This window comes from Pseudarthrobacter sp. W1I19 (assembly GCF_030817835.1).
Lineage (GTDB): Bacteria > Actinomycetota > Actinomycetes > Actinomycetales > Micrococcaceae > Arthrobacter.
Map to the genome: position 1 here is coordinate 4,013,409 of NZ_JAUSZR010000001.1, position 19,297 is coordinate 4,032,705.

Below are 19,297 nucleotides of genomic sequence, written 5' to 3' on the forward strand. Positions count from 1 at the left end.
TAACCCTGCATACCCTGGACAAAAACTCGAAGGGAATGTCAGCGGGTGAGGGTCGCCAGTGTGGTGCTGGCGAAGTTGGCCGCGGACTGGTTCCAGTGGCCCAGGAGCCCTTGGAGGTTTTCACCGTCAGACCGGTGGGCCGGCAACTGCTCCTGCAATGTGGAGAGCACACCGGTGCGAAGCTCCGTGTTGAAGTTGACCTTGCCTACGTTCATGGACGCCGCCTTCACCAGCTCTTCAGCGGGAATGCCGGAGGCGCCATGGAGCACCAGCGGGATATGGGTCCGCACGGCGATGTCCTGCAGGACCTCCCAACGCAATTGCGGCTCGCCCTTGTACTTGCCGTGGACATTTCCGACGGCGACCGCCAGCAGTTCCGCGCCGGTCCGGGACACGAAGTCCTCCACCTGCCCCGAATCCGTCAGCCCGGCCACTGAAACGCCGGACTGGTCTGCGCCGAAGGCGCGGTCCTCGTCTCCGGCCAGGCCGCCCAGCTCGGCTTCCAGCACCACGTCCGGACCCAGCAGCTCCCGGGCGGCGCGGACCAGCGCAATATTGTCCTCGTAAGCGAGGGACGAACCGTCGGCGAGGACGGAATCCGCCCCGGCGGCGACGGCGTCGGCCATCACTGAAAGGTCGGTGGCGTGGTCAAGCTGCACCGCGACCGGAACGGCTGCGGCGTCGGCGAGGCCGCGAAGGGCTCCCATTAGGCGCAGGCCGTTGGGTGTGGCGGCTGTTCTGGGTGCGACCAGCAGGATGACGCCGCGGCCGGATTCCTCGGCAGCGGCCACCACTGCCAGCGCGGTGGTGAAGTCGTAGCAGGTGAAGGCCGGGACGGCCGAGCCGTGCTGCAGGGCGGAAGTGACCAGGTGGTCGAGTCGGGTGCGCATCAGACGCCCAGGCCTCCCACCAGGATCCAGGCAACGAAGGTCAGCGCGAAGCCGGCCAGGCCCAGGATGGTGGTGAGGACCGTCCAGGTCCTCAGGCCGTCGGAAACGGTGAGGCCGTAGTAGCGCACCACGGTCCAGAACCCGGCGTCGGTCACGTGGGACAGGCCCAGTGATCCGAAGCCGATGGCGATGACGATCACCGCGATCTGGGCCGGGCTGTAGCCGCCTTCCATCACGGCGGAGGTCAGCAGGCCAGTGGTGGTGACGATGGCGACGGTGGCCGAACCCTGCGCTGCACGAAGTGCCAGGGAGATCACGAAGCCCAGCGCGATGATGGGCAGGCCGAGGTGGTCCAGGGTCTGGGACAGGGCCGCGCCGATACCGGAGGTACGCAGGACTTCGCCGAATACGCCGCCGGCGGCAACCACCATCAGGATGGAGGCGATGGGAGGCAGCGCGCCTTCGAAGATTTCACCGGTCTCCTTCAGCGACCAGTTGCGGCGGACCGCCAGCAGGAAGAAGGACAGTGCGACGGCGACGAGGAGGGCAAAGAACGGGTTGCCAACGAATGCCGCCAGGCCGTACCAGGAGTTGTCCTTGGGGATGGTGAGTGTGCCCAGGGTGCCGATAAGGATCTGCACAATGGGAGCGGCAATAAGGAAGATAATCAGGCCCGGACGCGGCGGTGCGATGGCAGCGGCACCGGGACCGTCGTGGCCCACCTTCACCAGCGAGTCGGAACCGAATTCCTCAACCTGTGCCTTGACGGACGGGAGGAGCTCGTAGTCCTTGCGGTTCATGATGCTGGCAACCCAGTAGGACAGGAAGCCCAGCGGAACGCAGATGGCCAGGGAGATGAGGGTGATGAGTCCGATGTCGGCGCCGAAAACGCCGGCGCCTGCCACGATGCCGGGGTGCGGCGGGACGGCGACGTGGATGGAGAGCATAATGCCGGCCATGGGCAGGCCGAACTTGACGGGGTGCACGTTGGCGATCTTGGCGAAGGCGTACACGATGGGGACCAGCACGATGATTCCGACTTCGAAGAACACCGGAATGGCTACCAGGAAGCCGACGGCGGTGAGGGCCACGGCCACACGCTTGGCGCCGAGCTTCTCGGTGAAGTGGGCTGCGAGCGACTGGACTCCGCCGGACACTTCGATCATCCGGCCCAGGACGGCACCGAGGGCAATCAGGAGTGCCACTTTGCCCATGGTGCTGCCCACGCCGTTGGCCACAACGGTGAAGACGTCCTTGAGCGGGATCTGCGCGGCGACGGCAACCATGATGCTGACCGTGAGCAGGGCAACGAAAGCCTGGATCTTAAAGCGGATGATCAGCACCAGCAGCACGGCGATGCCGAGGGCTGCGATGGTCAGCAGCAGCGGGGTTCCGAGTTCCACGGCGGGTTTGATGGACGGGGCATCAGCCACCCGCGCTATGAGCGGGCTCATGAGGTGGTTCATGACAGGTGTCTCCTTTGACGAGCCAGTCTTCCAGAAGACGGGCGATCAGGCGCTGGTTTTTTCTTAGGGGGAACGCTGGGAGGTACGGCGACGGCGGAAGGGGGACCGCCGTCGTCGTACGTTTCGGGGGAGGTTGCTTACTGCTTGGTGCGCTTGGTGGGGGCGACCACCTTGATGACTGCGGAGTCGTCGGCGGCGGCGAGGCCCTGGGCCTGGCCCAGGAGGTAGAGCTGCTCCGCGGCTGCGGCAACCGGGGCGGCCAGGCCTGCGGCGCGGGTGGCCTTGCCCACGATGCCCATGTCCTTGACGAAGATGTCCAGGCGGGACAGGACCTCGGCGCCTTCCTCGTTGTAGGCCTCGAGGATGCGGGGACCGCGGTTGGAGAGCATAAACGAACCGGCGGCACCGGCTTCAAGGGCGGCGAGCGTCTTGGCCTGGTCCAGCCCCAGCGCGTCGGCGAGGGCCATGGCCTCGGCGGCGGCGGCGATGTGCACGCCGCAGAGCAGCTGGTTGACGGTCTTCAGGGCCTGGCCGTCGCCGGGCTTGTCGCCCACCACGGTCAGGGTGGAAGCCAGGAGTTCCAGCGCGGGGGCTGCCTTTTCGCAGGCTTCGGGGGAAGCGCCGACGACGATGAGCAGGTCGCCTTCACCGGCGCGCTTGGGGCCGCCGGACAGCGGGGCGTCCACGAGCTCGACGCCGTATTCGGCCAGCTTGGCGACGGTGGCGGGGATGGCTTCGGTGCCTACGGTGCTGCCCAGGATCACGACGGCGCCCGGCTCCAGCACGGAGGCTACGCCGTTCTCGCCGAAGAGGACGTCGTTGAGCTGCTCGCCGTTGCGGACGGCCAGGAGCACGGCGTCGGCACCCTTGGCGGCTTCGCGGGCGGTGCTGAACGTGGCGATGCCGGCTTCTTCAGCGAGCTTGAGGCGGGGCTCGGCGATGTCGAAGCCGTGGACGGTCAGCTGGGACGCGAGGCGGGTGGCCATGGGCAGGCCCATGGCGCCGAGGCCCAGGACGGTGACGGTGTAGTTGCTGGTCATGGTGTTCTCCATTGAATTTTTGCGGGACTGGTGTTGGCGGTGACTGAGCTGCGTCGAAATCCAGGTTTCGACAAGCTCAACCACCGGGGGTTTCGACAAGCTCAACCACCGGTTAGAAGGTGTTGCTGAGTTTGCGGGTGACGTCGGCGAGGGACTGGTCGTCGCCCACGTTGCCGGCGAAAACGATGTACGGGATGCCCCTGGCGGGGCCGTCCACCGGCTCCCAGAGCGAAACGATGCCCGGCAGCATGGGGCCGCGGACGATCGCGTGGCGGATTTCCAGGCCGTGGGCAGCCACATCCGAGGACGTGATGCCGCCCTTGGCGATGACGAACCGCGGCGGGAAGGTCTTCAACGTCCGGTTCACCACGGCGACGACGGCGGCAGACACCGTGCGTGCCATCCGCAGGCTTTCGGCGGGGTCGTCGGTCTTGATCAGCAGGCGGCTGGTGTGGACGATGACGTCTCCGGCGCGGAGGGCGTCGACGACGGTGTCCACGGTCTGGTCCAGGTAGGCGTCGGCAGCGGATTCGGTTTCGGCGGAGAGGAGTTTCTCGACGTCGATCTCCACGATGCGGGCGGCGCTGTGCTGTTCGGTGAGGGCTTTGAGCTGGCGGGTGGTGACCCCCACATGGGACCCGACGACGATCAAGCCGCCGGCTTCGGATGGGGTGTTCCCGGCGTAGGCTTCAGCGCCGCTGAGTTCGGTCCGGATCTCCTGGCCGATGCGCGCGCGGCCGAACGGCGGGCCAACACGGTAGAGCAGCTTCTTTCCCCGGCGCTCAGCTTCTTCCAGGCCGAGAGACAAGGCACGGAGGTCGTTTTCGGTGACGATATCGGCCACGATGGGGGTTGAATCCGTGGCGGCTTCGATGGCGTCGGCGATGGCGTTGGCGCTGGTCTGTGCACCGTCGGCAGGATCCTGGGCGGCTGCTCCGGCGCGGATGGTGTTGAGGTCCAGGACGATCACGGATCCGGCGGCGAAGCGTCCCTGGGACTTCTCCTGGACGTAGTCGGCCATCACGGAGGTGGTGAAGCCGAAGGTGGCGTCCTTCGCGAATTCGGTCTCGGACACCGGGGTGAGGGTGCCTGCTGCCTCGCCGGTGCCGCGCATGTAGTGGACGCCGCCGATGGTGACCCGTCCGGCGTCGGGGAAGGCTGGAACCAGGACCACGCCGTCGGTCTTTTCCCCGCTGGCCTGGGCCACGGTGGCGGCGATGACGTCCGGCTCCAGGGGGTAGTGGCCGCGCAGGGTGGAATCGCTGCGGCTGACGAAGCCGAGGCGGAGCTGGGCGGGTGACCCAGCGGCGGCGAGGGCGTTTCGGACCACTTCCTCGTTGCGGGCCGCTGCTTCTGCGGGGTCCAGGCTGCGGGTGTTGGTCAGGACGTAGACGGCGGGTTTGGACTGGCCGAAGGCCCAGATGAAGTCATCGACGTCCCAGCGGGTGAGCACGGGCAGGTCTGCCACGGACTGGGTTCCGGTGGGGTCGTCGTCGAGCACTACCAGGACCCGCGGTGTCTCTGCGTTGGAGGCGGCCACGGCGTCAGCCACGGTCGCGGCGGGAATCCGGACCTCGGCCGGATAGGCGGCCAGAACGTCTGCTTCAAGCTTCACGGTGCACTCCCTTGTGTATGGGTCCTCGGAACCTGGTGGAACTGTAAGATGTCTGACATCTTGCATTTGAATGCTAGTGTGGCACAGGACATAAAGACGCGCAAGTAGACTTGTCTGACATATCCGCAATGGCAGTAATGGGGGCAGCAGCATGGCAAGGAAGTCGCTGGTAGGCCAGGTGGCAGATGAGCTCCTGGACCGCATCATTGCAGGCGAATTTCCGCCGGGATCACTCGCCCCCGGAGAGCATGAACTCAGCGCCCGGCACGAAGTCAGCCGCATGACCGTCCGCGAAGCCATGAAAACCCTCGAGGCGCAGCACATCCTCAGCGTGGAGCGCGGCCGCGGCACGTTCGTCAACCCGCTCAACCGGTGGGCCTCCCTGGAAGCGGTGCTGCGCGCAGCGTCAGAGGGCAAAAACGAAGCCGAAGCCTCCGTCCAGCTCATCGAACTCCGGCGGATGCTGGAGACGGGCGCCTGCGAACTGGCGGCGGGACGGATCAGCGACAGCGACATCCAGACGCTCTTCGGCCATGTGGCCGCCATGCGCGCCGCCCACGAGGTGAACGATGTTGCCGCCTTCGTGGAAGCTGACCTGGCTTTTCACGACCTGATCCTGCATGCCTCAGAGAATGTTTTTGTGGCCGTTTTGTTCGAGCCGCTTCATCGCGTGCTGGAGAAGCGGCGCACGGAAACTTCGGCCGTGCCCCAGATCCAGGAGCACGCCATCGGGCATCACCAGAACATCGCTGAAGCCCTCGAATCCCGGGACCCCGCACGCTCCCGCGAAGCGATGGACGCGCACATGCAGCAGACCCTGAACGACCTCAAGAACCTGGTGTTCGAGGCCAAGTAGCCCCGGCGCCAGGGTCAGTCCGCCGGTGGGGCCGTGGTTCCGCGGACCACCAGTTCAGTTGCCACTTCCAGGGCCGTCGGCGTTCCGGAGGCAGACTGGTCCTGCTGTTCTGTCAGCATCCCCACCGCCATCGAGGCCAACTGCGCCAAGGGCTGCCGTACCGTAGTGAGGGGTGGCGACGTCAGGGCGGCCTGGGAAATATCGTCAAAACCCACAATGCTGAGGTCCTGCGGGACACGCAGCGAGCGCTGCGCCGCAGCGTTCATCACACCAAGGGCCTGAAGGTCACTTCCGGTGAAGATCGCGGTGGGCGGTTGGGCCAGGTCCAGCAATTCCCCACCGAGCCGCATCCCCGATTCGGTGCTGAAATCGCCGTCCTGTACCAGCTCAGGCAGTACTGGCAGCCCGGCCTCGTGCAGCGCAGCAGCATAGGCGGCATAACGTGCGCGGCCATGTCCGGGACTGTGCTTGCGGCCGGTAATGATGCCGATCCGCCGGTGGCCCTGCCCCAGCAGGTGGCCAACTGCCGCCAGGGCGCCCGAGAACGACGCCGGGCTGACGCTGGGGATGGCGAGTCCTTCCGCACCCTCGGGGTCGATGGCGACGGCGGGAATCTTCAGGGTCCGCACCACACTAACCAGGCGGGAGCCCTTCCGCGGAGCCAGCAGGAGCACGCCGTCGAGCCGGTTCACGGACGGCTCCCGCAGCTTGCGCCACCGCTCCGGCGTTACGTGCCCGGCACGGGCATAGGCCACCGCATATCCCAGCCGATCGGCTGCCGCTTCCACGCCTTCCATCAGTTCCAGCACCCAGGGTGAATCGAAGTTGTTGACCACCAGCTGCAGGAAGCCCGGCTGGGCGGGCGCCGCCGCGCGCTTGGAGTAGTCCAGCTCCTCCAGGGCCTGCTGCACCCTGGCACGGGTAGCTTCGGAAACGTGGGTCCGGCCGTTGAGCACCTTGGAAACGGTGGGCACCGATACACCTGCCGCGGCCGCGACGTCAGCGATCTTGGGACGCGGAGTGGCGGTCACGGGGGCAGTCCTCATGTGGTTGCGGCGGCAAGTTGCGGAGCAGTGGTGCGGCGGGCGGGCGAGACATCCACGCGCACGGGTCCCACGATAACATTTCCGCTTTCCTCCGAACCCAGTGGAGACGTGGCGAAAAGGCCCAGTTCGGCGCCTATCCACTGGCCCTTGACCACATCGAAGTCCCAGCCCTGGACCTCCCACGGCTTCCCGGGTCCGGAACGCCAGGCGAAAGTGGCGCGGGGGGCTCCGTCGGTGCGGATCTGCAGCTCTATCCGGGGGCCCGGCAACGCAATCCTTCGGCCCAGCCGCTGCTCGTGCGGACCCTCACCTCCGGTGCCATCGCCGAGGACATAGCCTTCATCTGTCCTGATGATGCCGAGCCAGGCGTACTTCAGGCCGAGCACCACCACTCCTGCCCGGGTCCCCACCGGCACATCCTGCAACTCCAGGGAGGTAGTGAAGGTGGACGGTGTGCCCGGCAGGATCTGTCCCAGCACGTTGGGCAACTCCTGCAGGTTCACCGGATCATTGGCCTTCGGCTTCAGGACAAGGTGCCCTCCCCCGCACTGGTGCGCCCAGTCCTCCTGCGGATTCGCCTGCCAGTGCCATTGCGGCCCCAGCCGTGGCGAGGAGAAGTCGTCACTGGCGGGAGGCGACACATCCTGGGCAAAAGTACCCAAGGGGTAGGTGTGGGCGGGCACCGGGGTGCCGGGTCCGCCGTCGGGATTCCGCTCCCCCATCCAGGGCCAGCCGTCCTCGGTCCACCCCATGGGCTGCAGGTGCACTACGCGGCCGTATGGCCCGCGGTCCTGGAAATGCAGGAACCAGTCCTCGCCGCGGGGACTGGTGACCCACGCGCCCTGGTGCGGGCCGTTCACCTCGCTGCTCCCCTGCTCCAGGACACGCCGCTCCTCATAAGGCCCGAACGGGGACCGGGAGCGGAACACTGACTGCCAGCCGGTCGCCACGCCGCCGGCCGGCGCAAAGATCCAGTACCAGCTGCCGCGCTTGTAGAACTTCGGCCCCTCCAGTGTGGTGTAACCCGGCAGGTCCGCCCCGTTGATCACGTGGGTTCCGTTGTCCAGGAGCCTGCCGGCTTCCGGGCTCATGCGGTGGACCGTGAGCCGGTTCTTGACTCCGATCCGGCTCTGCGCCCAGCCATGCACCAGGTAAGCCTGGCCGTCATCGTCCCAGAGCGGGCAGGGATCGATGAGCCCGCGGCCGGGGTAGAGCAGGTGCGGCTCGGTCCACGGGCCCTCCGCCTTTTCCGCGCTCAGGACGAAGATGCCGTGGTCCGGATCAGGATAGAAGATCCAGAAGCGCCCGTTGTGGTGGCGCAGCGCCGGGGCCCACACGCCGCTGCCGTGCCGGACGAGTGAATAGTGGCTGGCCTGCGGCAATTGGGTCAGCGCATGGCCGATGTGCTCCCAGTCCACCAGGTTCCGGGAGCGCAGGACCGGCAGCCCGGGCACGCGGTTAAAGCTGGAGGCAATGAGGTAGTAGACACCGTTGACCTGCACGGCGTCGGGGTCCGGCCAGTCGGCGTTGAGGATGGGATTGCGGTAGACGGGGGTGGGGATCCGGGTGGTCATGGTGTCCTGTCGGGAGAGCCGGGGTTGATGAGGGGGTGCTGGTCCAGGAGTTCCAGGGCACGCGCGGCCGTGGACACGGGCCCGTCATGGATGACGGCGTGCAGCGCCAGTTTCAGCGGGTTGCGGTGGTCCACAACGGCGGGTTTGGCCCACGCCACCGCCGGTCCGGCGCCAAGGTAGCCCTCCGCCCGAACGAACCACGGCAGGATCTGGCCTGCCTCCTGAGCCAGGAGCACCGTCACGGGTGCGCCGTCGATGACCAGGCTGATGGACAACCAGCGCGATCCGGAACCGTGGGCGGCGCCTCCGCCGCTCCCTGCCTCGGACAGGACCAGCGCCTCGCCCGCACTCTCCGGAAAGCGCCAGAAGATGCCGCCGTAGCCGGCACCTTTCCTGCCTTTGACGGCCGACGACGACACTTCCAGCCGCTGTACGTCCACCGCCGGGACAATCACCGAGGACAACGAAAGGGCCCAAGTTGCGGCTCCGGTGTTGCGGAAATACCGGATGCGGCGTTGTTCAACGGCTAGTTCCCGGCCGTCCTCGGCGAGCCACGAGACCCGGCCTGATTCCTCCACGCCTTCCGCAGGCTGTGTGCACTGCCAGCCCTTCGGCATTTGTGTTCCGTGGTTAGGCAAAAGCATCGGGCCGCCGGCGGCGGTGTAGGTGGAACCGCCCCAAAAGTTGGTGCCGTTCACATCGGAAAAGGCAACGGAGAGCCCCAGGTGATGCGGGTGGTCTGAGGGTTCGGCGTCGGTGACAACCACACCCGCCCGTGAGCGCAGCGGATGAAGATAAGGCCGCAGGGCAGTGTTGTGCGTGGCAAGAGGATGCTTTTGGGGCGCAACGCCACGTGCCGCTGCAGGGGTATCGATGGGAATGGCCAAGCGGACCTCCAGTGAGGGGCAGTTCCAGGATGTGGGCATCAGCATACGCAGATCAGAAATAAATCGGCAAGCACGAGAGAAAGTTTCTGTCCCGCGATGTCGCCCCAGTTTCCAAAAACGTGTTGACAGTCACACTATTCTCTTGCTAGAAATCGTTTACTGAGTTTTGCTTTGTGGGCAGCATCGCTTGGACGTGTAGCCGTTCCCGCAGTCACAGGGAGCGACTTTCTTCCAGAAACTTTCCGGACATCCAGCACAGAAACCACTACCTGGCGGTGGTGGAAAACCCTTTAGAGAGGCGTCATTCAATGATGAAGACAGTTGGCACACCGATCTCCCGCAGGCTGGTTTTGGGCGCAGCCATCACTGCTGCCGGACTGGCCTTGAGCGGTTGCGGAGGAGGTGCGGCCCCCGCGGCCGGCGGAGATGTGGAGCTCAACTTCGTGTTCTGGGGTGATGCCAACCGGGCCAAGGTGACGGAGGAGGCGCTGCGGATCTTCGAGGAGAAGAACCCCGGAATCAAAGTGAAAACCGAGTACCAGGACAGCGGTCCCTATGCGGACAAGCTGGCTACCCGCTTCGCCGGCGGAAACCCGCCGGACGTGCTGGCCATGGCAAACCGCAGCCTCCTGGAGTACGCCCAGCGCGGCACCCTGGCGGACTTGAAGAACCTTAAGGAACTCAATCTCGGTAAAGTGCCGGACACGGTGCTGAGCCGTGGCGAAGTGGACGGCAAGCTCTACGGCCTCGCCACCGGCGTCACCACCATTGGCATGGTGGTCAACAAGACCATCACCGACCAGGCCGGCGTCACCATCCCCGACGACAAGACGTGGAGCTGGGAAGACTACGCGAAGTTCGCCACCGAGGTGACGCAAAAGACCGGCGGAAAGGTCTATGGTGCCGGTTACGACGTGTCCACCGAGACCGGGCCCATCATGCTTGCCAGGCAGCGCGGCGAGGATTTCTACACCAAGGACAACAAGCTGGGCGTCAGCGAGGAGACCATCCGCGACTGGTTCCAGTACAGCGTTGACCTGCGCAAGGCTGGGGGCTACCCGCCGGCCGGCTTCTTCGAACAGATTGGCGGCTCCCCCGCGCAGTCCTACCTGGCCAAGGGCACGGTGGCCTCACAGATCATCCCCATCAACAACTACAAGGGCTACAACGACGCTGTTGATGGAGACGTGGTGCTGCTGCGTATCCCCGGTGAGACCTCCGGCGAGCGCCGCGGCTACTCCGCCGACCCCACCATGCTGTGGTCCATTGCCGCCAAATCCAAGCATCCCAAGGAGGCTGCCAAGCTCCTGGACTTCCTGACGAACGACGCCGACGGCGCCGCCCACACATTGACGCAGCGCGGTGTTCCGGTGAATCCCGAGGTTGCTGAATCCATCACCTCCAAACTCAGCGAGGACGACAAGAAGTTTGTTGACCTGATGGCCGACATCCAGAAGGACGATCTCGCCCCCGCCTACGTGTACCCCAAGGGTGCCAGCGTTGTGGCGGACACCCTCAAGCAGCTTGCCACCGAGGTGGAATTCGGCCGTGTAACCCCTGCTGATGCAGCGAAGACCTTCCTTGAGAAGAGCAATGCAGCCATCAATAAGTAGGCGCACTGGCCTCTTTTCACAGTCCGAAGCCGCCACATCCACCACCGGCACCTCCGACGATAGGAGCCTGGCGCCATGTCAGTGCTGACCAAACAAGCCCCCGGCGCGGCCCCCACCTTGGCCGCGCGGGGCGGGAAACCCGGCCGGGCACGCCTCAAGCGCAAGAACCAGCGTTCGGGCTACCTCTTCCTGCTGCCATGGTTCATCGGCATGCTGTTCACCATCATCCCGTTCTTCGCTTCGCTCTACCTGGCGTTTACCGACTACAACCTCTTCACGGAGCCGAACTTTGTGGGCCTGGCCAACTTCCAGGCCATGTTCGAGGATCCGCGCCTCCTGCAGTCCCTGAAGGTCACTTTCATCTACACCTTCGTGTCAGTTCCCATCTCGCTGGCCGTTGCCCTGCTGATAGCCCTGGTGCTGAACCGTGGCCTCCAGGGCCTGGCGATCTACCGCTCCGTGTACTACCTGCCGTCCCTGCTGGGCGGGAGTGTGGCGATTGTGATGCTGTGGCGCTACATCTTCGGCAACGAAGGCATCGTCAACGGTTTCCTGCGCCTCCTGGGAATCCAGGGCCCGGCCTGGGTCACCGACCCGGAATTCGCCCTGGGGACCCTGATCGTCCTGAACGTGTGGACCTTCGGCTCGCCGATGGTGATTTTCCTGGCCGGGCTCCGGCAGGTCCCCACCATGTACTACGAGGCCGCTGCCATTGACGGCGCATCGCGGTGGCGCCAGTTCCGCAGCATCACCCTGCCGCTGATCAGCCCCATCATCTTCTTCAACCTCATCATGCAGCTGATCGGGTCTTTCCAGACCTTCACCCAGGGCTATGTGATGAGCGGCGGCACCGGCGGGCCGGCGGATTCCACCCTGTTCTACAACCTGTACCTGTACCAAAAGGGCTTTACGGAGTTCGAGATGGGCTATGCCTCCGCCATGGCGTGGCTGCTCCTGATGATCATCGCGGTTTTTACTGCCATCAACTTCATCGCATCCAAGTTCTGGGTCTTCTACGACAATTAAGGCACCGCTATGGCTCTCCTCGAACTACCTCTCAAAAACAAGCAGAAGAAGGAAGCACCTGCAGAGGATGCTTTGACGGGCACCACAGGCACCCGCTTCTCCCGGCACCTCATCCTGTGCCTGGTTGGCCTGGTGATGCTCTACCCTCTGCTGTGGCTGATCTCGAGCTCGTTCAAGCCCAGCAATGACATCTTCCGGCAGCTTGGGCTGTGGCCTGAAAACTGGGACTTCAGCAACTACGCCCAGGGCTGGACCGCCCTGGACCAGCCCTTCCATGTCTACCTGATCAACTCACTGATCGTGGTGGTGTTCTCGATCGTGGGCAACATCTTCTCCTGTGCCCTGGCTGCCTACGCCTTCGCCCGGATGGAGTTCACCGGCCGGAAGCTGTTCTTCGCGCTGATGCTGGGAACCCTCATGCTCCCCGGCCACGTGCTCCTGGTGCCGCAGTACATCATCTTTTCGCAGCTCGGCTGGCTGGACACCTACCTGCCGCTGATCGTTCCCAACTTCATGGCCACCAACGCCTTCTTTATCTTCCTGATGGTCCAGTTCATGAAGGCGCTGCCCAAGGAACTCGACGACGCAGCGCAAATCGATGGCTGCGGCCCATTCCGGACCTTCCTGCGAGTCATCCTGCCGCTCTGCGTACCGGCGATGGCCACCACCGCCATCTTCACGTTCATCTCCACCTGGAACGAGTTCTTTGGTCCCCTGCTGTACATCCAGAACCAAGACCTTTATACAGTTCCCCTGGCGCTGCGGGCCTTTATGGACTCCGAAGGCCAGAGCATGTGGGGACCCATGTTCGCCATGTCAGTGGTGTCCATCGCCCCGATCATCGGCTTCTTCATCGCCGGGCAGAAGTACCTCATTAACGGCATCGCCACCACCGGCCTGAAGTAGCACAGGTCTGAAGTAATGCAGGCCTCAAGCAGCGCAGCCTGAAGTACTGCAGGCCTGCAGCGGCGCCGTCCGAACCGGGAACGGACTGAACCACAGACCGGGAACCATCTCCGCACGCATCATCAGCACATCAACCATCCCTCATTGAACGTGCCCGGGCCGGAGGCTGCCCGCGCACAAAAACAAAGGAGTTTTTGTATGAGTTTGCGACGCCTTCTCGGCGCGGCCACCGCCGTCGCCCTCCTGGGAAGCCTGACGGCGGTTCCAGCCGCCACCGCTGCCCCGCCCAATACCCTGCAACAACCAGGTGCCATCCCCGCAACTCCCGCACCGGCCGCTGACGCCGCCACGGAGGCGATGTGGAAGCAGACCCCGGACGGCTTCGCTGCGCTGCCCGGCTACGGCCTGGCCGGAACCACCGGCGGGCAGTCGGGGCGGATTGTCACCGCGTCCACCATCCAGGAGCTACAGGACTTTGCCGCGGCGCCCGAACCGCTGGTCATCTTCATCAGCGGCAGCCTGAAAGCCACGGATTACATCAAGATCCCGGTGGCCGCGAACAAGAGCTTCATCGGCACCGGCGCGGGCGCGGAGGTGGTGAACGCCGGCTTCAAGCTCATCAACACCTCCAACGTCATCTTCCGGAACTTCACCATCCGCGACGCCTATATTCCAGGCGACTGGGACGGCAAAACCCCGCAAAACGACCGCGACGGCATCCAGATCGACACCACGCACCACGTCTGGGTGGACCACATGAAGATCCAGCGAATGGGCGACGGCCTGATCGACACCCGCAAGGACTCGGACCTGGTCACCTACTCCTGGAACGTGTTCGCGGACAACAACAAGGCCCTGGGCGTGGGCTGGACAGCCAACGCCGTAACCCGTATGACCATCCACCACAACTGGATACGCAACACCACACAGCGGAACTTCAGCCTCGACAACACCGCTGCAGCGCACGTCTACAACAACTACCTGCAGGACATCGGCCAGTACGGCATGATGGGCCGCAATGCCGCCAAGGTGGTCCTGGAAGCCAACAGCTTCAGCGCCGTCCAGGACCCGATTGTGGCCAAGGATCCTGCCACCGAGGTGGTCAACCGGGACAACGTCTTCAACGGCACCCGCGGCCGCAAGGACAGCGTGGGGACCGCCTTTGACCCATCGCAGAACTACAGCTACCAAAAAGATGACGCTGGCCGCGTACCGGAAATTGTTGCCGCCGGCGCAGGCCCGCGGGAGAACAACGCCCCAAACAACACCACCAACATCACCGTTGCCCTTGATGGAACCGGCGACTTTGGCAGCCTGCAGGCCGCGATCGGCTCCATCCCCAGCGGCAGCACCCTCCCCCGCACCATCACCGTCAAACCCGGCACCTACCGGGAATCGGTGAACATCTGGGCGGACCGTCCGAACCTGACCCTGCAGGGCGCAACAGCCAACCCGGCCGACGTCGTCATCAGCTACGACCTGCCGGCCAACGGCGCGAAGTTCTTTGGCGGCACCTGGGGCGCGGGCGGCAGCGCCACCCTTAACGTCCTCGCCGAGGGCACCACCATCCGGAACCTCACCGTGGAAAACGCTTATGACGAGGCCGCCAACGGAGGAAGCCAGGCGCTCGCCGTTCGGACTGTGGCGGACCGGGTAACGTTCGACGGCACCCGCTTCCTGGGCAACCAGGACACCTACCTGGCGGACACCACCGGCCGCGACGCCACTGCCCGCACCTATCTCAGGAACTGCTATATCGAGGGCGACGTGGACTTCATTTACGGCCGGGGAACGGCGGTCCTGGACAGCTGCACCATCCATTCCCTGGACCGCGGCAGCGACACCAACAACGGCTACATCGTGGCCCCGAGCACCAAGAACTCCAACCCGTACGGCATCCTGATCGCCAACAGCACCCTGACCTCCGATGCCGCCCCGGGCACCGTCAGCCTCGGGCGCCCCTGGTTCGCCAGCAGCGATCCGGACGCCCACCCGATGGCCGTCATCCGGGACTCCGTCCTGGGCAGCCACATCGCGGTCCGCGGCTGGGCCGACATGAGCGGGCATGCCTGGACCGAGGGCAGGTTTGCCGAATTCAACAACACCGGCCCGGGCGCTTACGTCAATGAATTCCACCCGCATCTCAGCCCGGAAGGGTCCGCCAAGTTCACCGTGGAAACCTTCCTCGGCGACTGGACCCCGGCGGGACGTGGTTGAGATGGCTGAAGCATCGGGAATGAGCGTCCGACGGCGGAGCCTCCTTGCGGCGGGCCTGGCAGGTGGCGCTGTGGTCGCGTCCGGCCTGCTGGGCCCGGCAGCCAGGGCCGGGGGGCCCGTGGGACTGGACGCCGCCGTCGGCTCCAACGGCTTTGCCGAAGCCGGGCTTCCAGTGGGCCAGGCTCTTGGCGGTAACGCCTGGGCCGGAGCACCGACGGGCTATGCCGGCGTCGCAGCCCATGGCCGCGAAGGCGCTACCGGCGGGACAGGAGGGGCTCTGGTCCACGCATTTACCCCGGACCAGCTCCGCACCTATGCCAAGAGCCCTGACCCGCTGGTGGTGATCCTGCACGGCGAACTGGCCTTCCCTCATTATGAAAAGCTGACGGTGACATCCAACAAGTCCTTCCTGGGGGCTGGCGTTGGAACTGCAGTGGTGAATGCCGGGTTCAAACTGGTGTACGTCTCCAACGTGGTGTTCCGGAACTTCACCGTGCGGGATTCCTACATCCCGGGTGATTTCGAGGGAAAACGCCCCGATAATGACCGGGACGGGATCCAGATGGACACCTCCACGCACGTCTGGGTGGACCACATGCACTTCACCCGGCTGGGCGACGGCCTGGTGGACATCCGGAAGGACTGCGACAACGTCACCCTGTCCTGGAACGTTTTCTCAGATCACAACAAGGCGCTGGGCGAAGGATGGACCTCCAACGTGGTCACCCGGCTCACCCTGCACCACAACTGGATCCGGAACACCCACCAGCGCAACGCCAGCCTGGACAACACCGCGGCGTCCCATGTTTACAACAACTACCTGGAGGACATCTCCAGCTACGGGATGCTGGGGCGCAACGCGGCCCTGCTGGTGGTGGAGGGCAACTACTTCCGGGACGTCCGGAACCCGCTCCATCACCAGGGGACGGGCGGTGAACTGGTGGCGCGGGACAACATCTTTGAAGCATGCACCGGCAACACCGGCCAGGAACGCGGGCCCGCCTTTGATCCATCGGCGGCGTATTCCTACGAGCTCGCGCCAACACCGGCTGTGCCGTCACTCGTCCGCAGCTTCGGCGGTCCGCTGGGCGGGACGGCACCCGCGGCCGCACGCGTCATCACCGTGGCCCTGGACGGCAGCGGGGATTACGCAAGCATCCGGGCGGCCGTGGGGGCGATCCCTTCCAACAACGCCGGTCCGGTTACGGTGCTGGTCCAGCCAGGCACCTACCGAGAGCCCGCCGTGATTTGGGGCGACAGGCGCAACGTCACCTTGGCGGGGGCCACCGGAAATGCCGCCGACGTGGTGCTGACCAACAGCGAGGGCGTCACCCTGCTCGTGGCCGCTGACCAAACCACAGTCAAGGACCTGACGGTCACATCGGACACCCCGCAGGGCGGCAACGTCCTGCGCACCACCGGCAGTAACGTGTCCTACTCCAACGTCACGGTTCTCAACGGAACATCTGGATAAGGGCTGGCCAACGTTCTTGAACTGCTACTAGTCTTCAAGAACGGCCCGCAACCGGGAGCCCCAAGGCAATCACGAGGAGCGAAGTTGTCCAACCACACGTACAGCATTTCTGAAATTGTCGGCACGTCGGATCAGGGAGTGGACGACGCCGTCCGCAACGGTATCGCCAAGGCCTCCCAGACACTGCGCAACCTTGACTGGTTCGAAGTGAAAGAAATCCGGGGGCACCTGGAAGACGGCAAGATCGCTGACTGGCAGGTGACCATCAAGCTCGGCTTCCGGCTCGAAGAACAGTAATTTCGAAGACAACTGACCCGCAGTAAACGTCGCGAAACCCGAAACACGGACGTTATCTGCGGGTCAGTTGGGGTTAAGCAGGACCTAGTTAGCCGAGACAGTGCCCGCTGTCCGCCGCCGCCACACGGTGGGGACGCCGTCGAACGCTGGAAACACGTGGCCTTCGAAGAAGGACAGCACGGTGTGCGGATCGTGGTCGGGGCTCCAGAGACCGGACACGGGGCAGTGTGAGCCGGTGGCGGTGGAGGGAGTGCCGGCGGGCGAGGCCTGGCGTTCCTTGAGCAGTGCGATGCGTTTCATCGTTGAGACCATCCTTGGGTAAGCAGTTCGTGCTTCCAGCCTAGGAAGGCGGCAACAGCTTCCCAATGGGCTCCTGGCCAGAATCAGCGTGCGGAGCTGGCCAAATGTACAGCGACGTTTTACTCGCCGGTTTCCACAACGGCGGCCGGAGCCTCCGCCGTCGGAAACTGCGGCTGCCCGTTGCCGGCGTCGGCGTCGGCTCCAAGGCTGCCCAGCAAGGCGAGGGCATCCGACGACGGCGAGCCGGGCCGGGCGGAATAGATCCGAAGCGTCTGGTCGGGATCGTCCGGGAGGACGAGGCTTTCAAAGTTCAGTTCGAGGTCCCCGACAGCGGGGTGGTGCAGGCGTACTGTCCCGGCGGACCGGCTGGCCACGCGGTGGCCCGCCCACCATTGCCGGAAGTGTTCGCTGTTGACCGCCAGTTCACCCACCAGCTGGTTGGCCTGCGGGTCATTCGGGTGCCGGCCAACATCGAGGCGGAGCGCTCCTGCGGCCTCTGCGGCCACCGCCTTCCAGTCGCGGAACAGGTCCCGGGCGGCGGGGTCGAGAATGAGCCAGCGGGTGAGATTCCTTTCCGCCGCCGGCAGCGCCGGGAACTCCGTGAAGAGCAGGAAGGCCAGCCGGTTCCCGGCCAGTACATCGCTGCGGCGCCCCAGCACCATGGCCCCCACGCCGCCCACAGCTTCCAGCAGATGGCGCAGCGCAGGGCGGACGGCCTGCGCCGGTTGCCCGCCCGCCCGCGGTGCCGCGGCGCAGTTCTCCAGCAGGTCCATCATGTGCGCGTGCTCGCTGCTGCTGAGCCGGAGTGCCCGGGACACGGCGTCCAGTACCGTGCGTGAAGGGTGGATGTTCCGGCCTTGCTCCAGGCGGACGTAGTAGTCCGTGCTGACTCCCGCCAGCCGGGCCACCTCCTCGCGCCGCAGTCCCGGCACCCTCCGGGCACCGGATGCGGTCCCCGCACCGATGTCCTCCGGGCTCAGCCGGGACCGCATGGCTTTGAGGAATTTTCCGAACTCGGCGCTTTGACCCATGCAGACCATTGTGACCCGCGCAGTCCACCAGGTTCTACCGCCGGCCACCCGCTTTCCACAACGAAGGTAGGACTGGCAGTCCTAGGAAAAACAAGATCAGCCTTGCTTACTGACATGGCGGCTAAAAGTGCATAGGCTCAATAGCGAGCCAGGCGGAAACCGCTTTCTCATGGTCGAGTCCACGGCACCCACCCAGAATCTTTCAAGGAGCCCCTATGTCAGAGCTGACACTGAACAACGGCATCACCGTCCCCCAACTTGGTTTCGGTGTTTTCCAGGTGCCGCCGGAAGACACCCAGCGGGCCGTCGAGGACGCCCTCGAAGCGGGGTACCGCCACATCGATACAGCCGCCGCCTACCGCAACGAAGCAGGCGTAGGGGCTGCCATCGCGGCCGCCGGTATCCCGCGCGATGACATCTTCATCACCACCAAACTTCGGAACGGCGAACAGGACCGGGCGCAGGCGGCATTCCAGAACAGCCGCAAAGCCCTCGGCCTGGATTACGTGGACCTGTACCTTATCCACTGGCCGGTCCCGTCCCAAGGGCTGTATGTTCAGGCCTGGAAGGAAATGGAGCGGTTGTACGAAAACAACGAGATCCGTGCCATTGGGGTATCCAACTTCCTCGCCGAACACCTGGACAAGCTGCTGGAGTCCGCAGAGATCACTCCGGCCGTCAACCAGATCGAACTCCACCCCAGCTACCAGCAGGCGGAATTGGCGGACAAGTGCAGGAACCTGGGCATCGCCGTCGAGGCTTACAGTCCCCTGGGCCGGGGCGCGGACCTGAACGGCAATGCCGTGACCAGCATCGCCAATGCCCACAACGCCACCACCGCCCAGGTGGTCCTCGCCTGGCACCTGGCCGCCGGGAACATTGTGATCCCGAAGTCCAGCCAGGCCTCCCGGATCCGGGAAAACTTCGCCGCCTCAGGCCTCACCCTTTCCAGCGAGGAGATCGCGGCGATCACCGCCCTGGAGTCCGGAGCACGCCTTGGCTCCGATCCCGCCGTCGCCTCCTTCACCCAGCTGTAGCAGCACTCAACCCAAAGGATCC

At 65.0% G+C, this 19,297-nt stretch carries 17 protein-coding genes; 8 read left to right on the plus strand and 9 right to left on the minus strand.

The genetic code is table 11. The features are described 5' to 3' along the window. Positions 1-38 precede the first annotated feature (38 nt). The 4 genes from QF038_RS18550 to QF038_RS18565 all read right to left on the minus strand — a co-directional run bounded on the left by QF038_RS18550 (position 39) and on the right by QF038_RS18565 (position 5,011). A complete protein-coding gene (locus QF038_RS18550; RefSeq protein ID WP_307612077.1) occupies positions 39-890 on the minus strand; it encodes a class II fructose-bisphosphate aldolase in 852 nt (283 codons plus the stop codon). Beyond that, positions 890-2,356, minus strand: coding sequence for a GntP family transporter (locus tag QF038_RS18555; RefSeq protein WP_307612080.1), 1,467 nt, complete (start codon positions 2,354-2,356; stop codon positions 890-892). Before QF038_RS18555 ends, QF038_RS18550 begins: the two co-directional genes overlap by 1 nt. Before the next feature lie 137 nt (positions 2,357-2,493). Next, the gene (locus QF038_RS18560; RefSeq protein ID WP_307612082.1) at positions 2,494-3,396 is read right to left on the minus strand and encodes an NAD(P)-dependent oxidoreductase; all 903 of its coding nucleotides are present in this window, start codon (positions 3,394-3,396) and stop codon (positions 2,494-2,496) included. Positions 3,397-3,508: 112 nt separating this feature from the next. Continuing rightward, positions 3,509-5,011 (minus strand): four-carbon acid sugar kinase family protein, encoded by a 1,503-nt coding sequence (locus QF038_RS18565; protein ID WP_307612084.1) that lies wholly within the window; start codon positions 5,009-5,011, stop codon positions 3,509-3,511. Between the two features lie 151 nt (positions 5,012-5,162). Between QF038_RS18565 and QF038_RS18570 the strand changes: the two genes are divergently transcribed. Beyond that, positions 5,163-5,867, plus strand: coding sequence for a FadR/GntR family transcriptional regulator (locus tag QF038_RS18570; protein ID WP_307612086.1), 705 nt, complete (start codon positions 5,163-5,165; stop codon positions 5,865-5,867). A 14-nt stretch (positions 5,868-5,881) separates the two neighbouring features. Here the strand turns inward: QF038_RS18570 and QF038_RS18575 are convergent, their stop codons facing one another. From QF038_RS18575 to QF038_RS18585, 3 genes are read right to left on the minus strand one after another with little or no spacing between them, the layout of a single operon-like run. Next, positions 5,882-6,898, minus strand: coding sequence for a LacI family DNA-binding transcriptional regulator (locus QF038_RS18575; protein ID WP_307612088.1), 1,017 nt, complete (start codon positions 6,896-6,898; stop codon positions 5,882-5,884). A gap of 11 nt (positions 6,899-6,909) precedes the next feature. Further along, the gene (locus QF038_RS18580) at positions 6,910-8,487 is read right to left on the minus strand and encodes a glycoside hydrolase 43 family protein (RefSeq protein ID WP_307612090.1); all 1,578 of its coding nucleotides are present in this window, start codon (positions 8,485-8,487) and stop codon (positions 6,910-6,912) included. Next, on the minus strand, positions 8,484-9,419 hold the full coding sequence (locus tag QF038_RS18585) for a DUF6807 family protein (RefSeq protein WP_307612093.1): 936 nt from the start codon (positions 9,417-9,419) through the stop codon (positions 8,484-8,486). Before QF038_RS18585 ends, QF038_RS18580 begins: the two co-directional genes overlap by 4 nt. 263 nt (positions 9,420-9,682) lie before the next feature. Between QF038_RS18585 and QF038_RS18590 the strand changes: the two genes are divergently transcribed. From QF038_RS18590 to QF038_RS18615, 6 genes are all read left to right on the plus strand, one after another. Further along, positions 9,683-10,987 carry an ABC transporter substrate-binding protein gene (locus tag QF038_RS18590; protein ID WP_307612095.1) on the plus strand — a complete coding sequence of 435 codons (1,305 nt, stop codon included), beginning with the start codon at positions 9,683-9,685 and terminating at the stop codon, positions 10,985-10,987. Between the two features lie 75 nt (positions 10,988-11,062). Then, positions 11,063-12,013 (plus strand): carbohydrate ABC transporter permease, encoded by a 951-nt coding sequence (locus tag QF038_RS18595; RefSeq protein ID WP_307612098.1) that lies wholly within the window; start codon positions 11,063-11,065, stop codon positions 12,011-12,013. Positions 12,014-12,022: 9 nt separating this feature from the next. Then, the gene (locus QF038_RS18600; protein ID WP_050056629.1) at positions 12,023-12,919 is read left to right on the plus strand and encodes a carbohydrate ABC transporter permease; all 897 of its coding nucleotides are present in this window, start codon (positions 12,023-12,025) and stop codon (positions 12,917-12,919) included. Positions 12,920-13,117: 198 nt separating this feature from the next. After that, positions 13,118-15,136 (plus strand): pectinesterase family protein, encoded by a 2,019-nt coding sequence (locus QF038_RS18605; protein ID WP_307612099.1) that lies wholly within the window; start codon positions 13,118-13,120, stop codon positions 15,134-15,136. Positions 15,137-15,155: 19 nt separating this feature from the next. Then, the gene (locus QF038_RS18610) at positions 15,156-16,610 is read left to right on the plus strand and encodes a pectinesterase family protein (protein WP_307612101.1); all 1,455 of its coding nucleotides are present in this window, start codon (positions 15,156-15,158) and stop codon (positions 16,608-16,610) included. 84 nt (positions 16,611-16,694) lie between these two features. Continuing rightward, on the plus strand, positions 16,695-16,907 hold the full coding sequence (locus QF038_RS18615; RefSeq protein WP_307612103.1) for a dodecin: 213 nt from the start codon (positions 16,695-16,697) through the stop codon (positions 16,905-16,907). An 84-nt stretch (positions 16,908-16,991) separates the two neighbouring features. Here QF038_RS18615 and QF038_RS18620 read toward each other — a convergent pair whose 3' ends face one another. Next, complete coding sequence (locus QF038_RS18620; protein WP_307612105.1) at positions 16,992-17,207, minus strand: hypothetical protein; 216 nt, start codon at positions 17,205-17,207, stop codon at positions 16,992-16,994. Between the two features lie 119 nt (positions 17,208-17,326). Beyond that, the gene (locus QF038_RS18625; protein WP_307612108.1) at positions 17,327-18,238 is read right to left on the minus strand and encodes a helix-turn-helix domain-containing protein; all 912 of its coding nucleotides are present in this window, start codon (positions 18,236-18,238) and stop codon (positions 17,327-17,329) included. A 215-nt stretch (positions 18,239-18,453) separates the two neighbouring features. Between QF038_RS18625 and QF038_RS18630 the strand changes: the two genes are divergently transcribed. After that, a complete protein-coding gene (locus tag QF038_RS18630) occupies positions 18,454-19,275 on the plus strand; it encodes an aldo/keto reductase (protein WP_307612110.1) in 822 nt (273 codons plus the stop codon). Positions 19,276-19,297 lie beyond the last annotated feature (22 nt).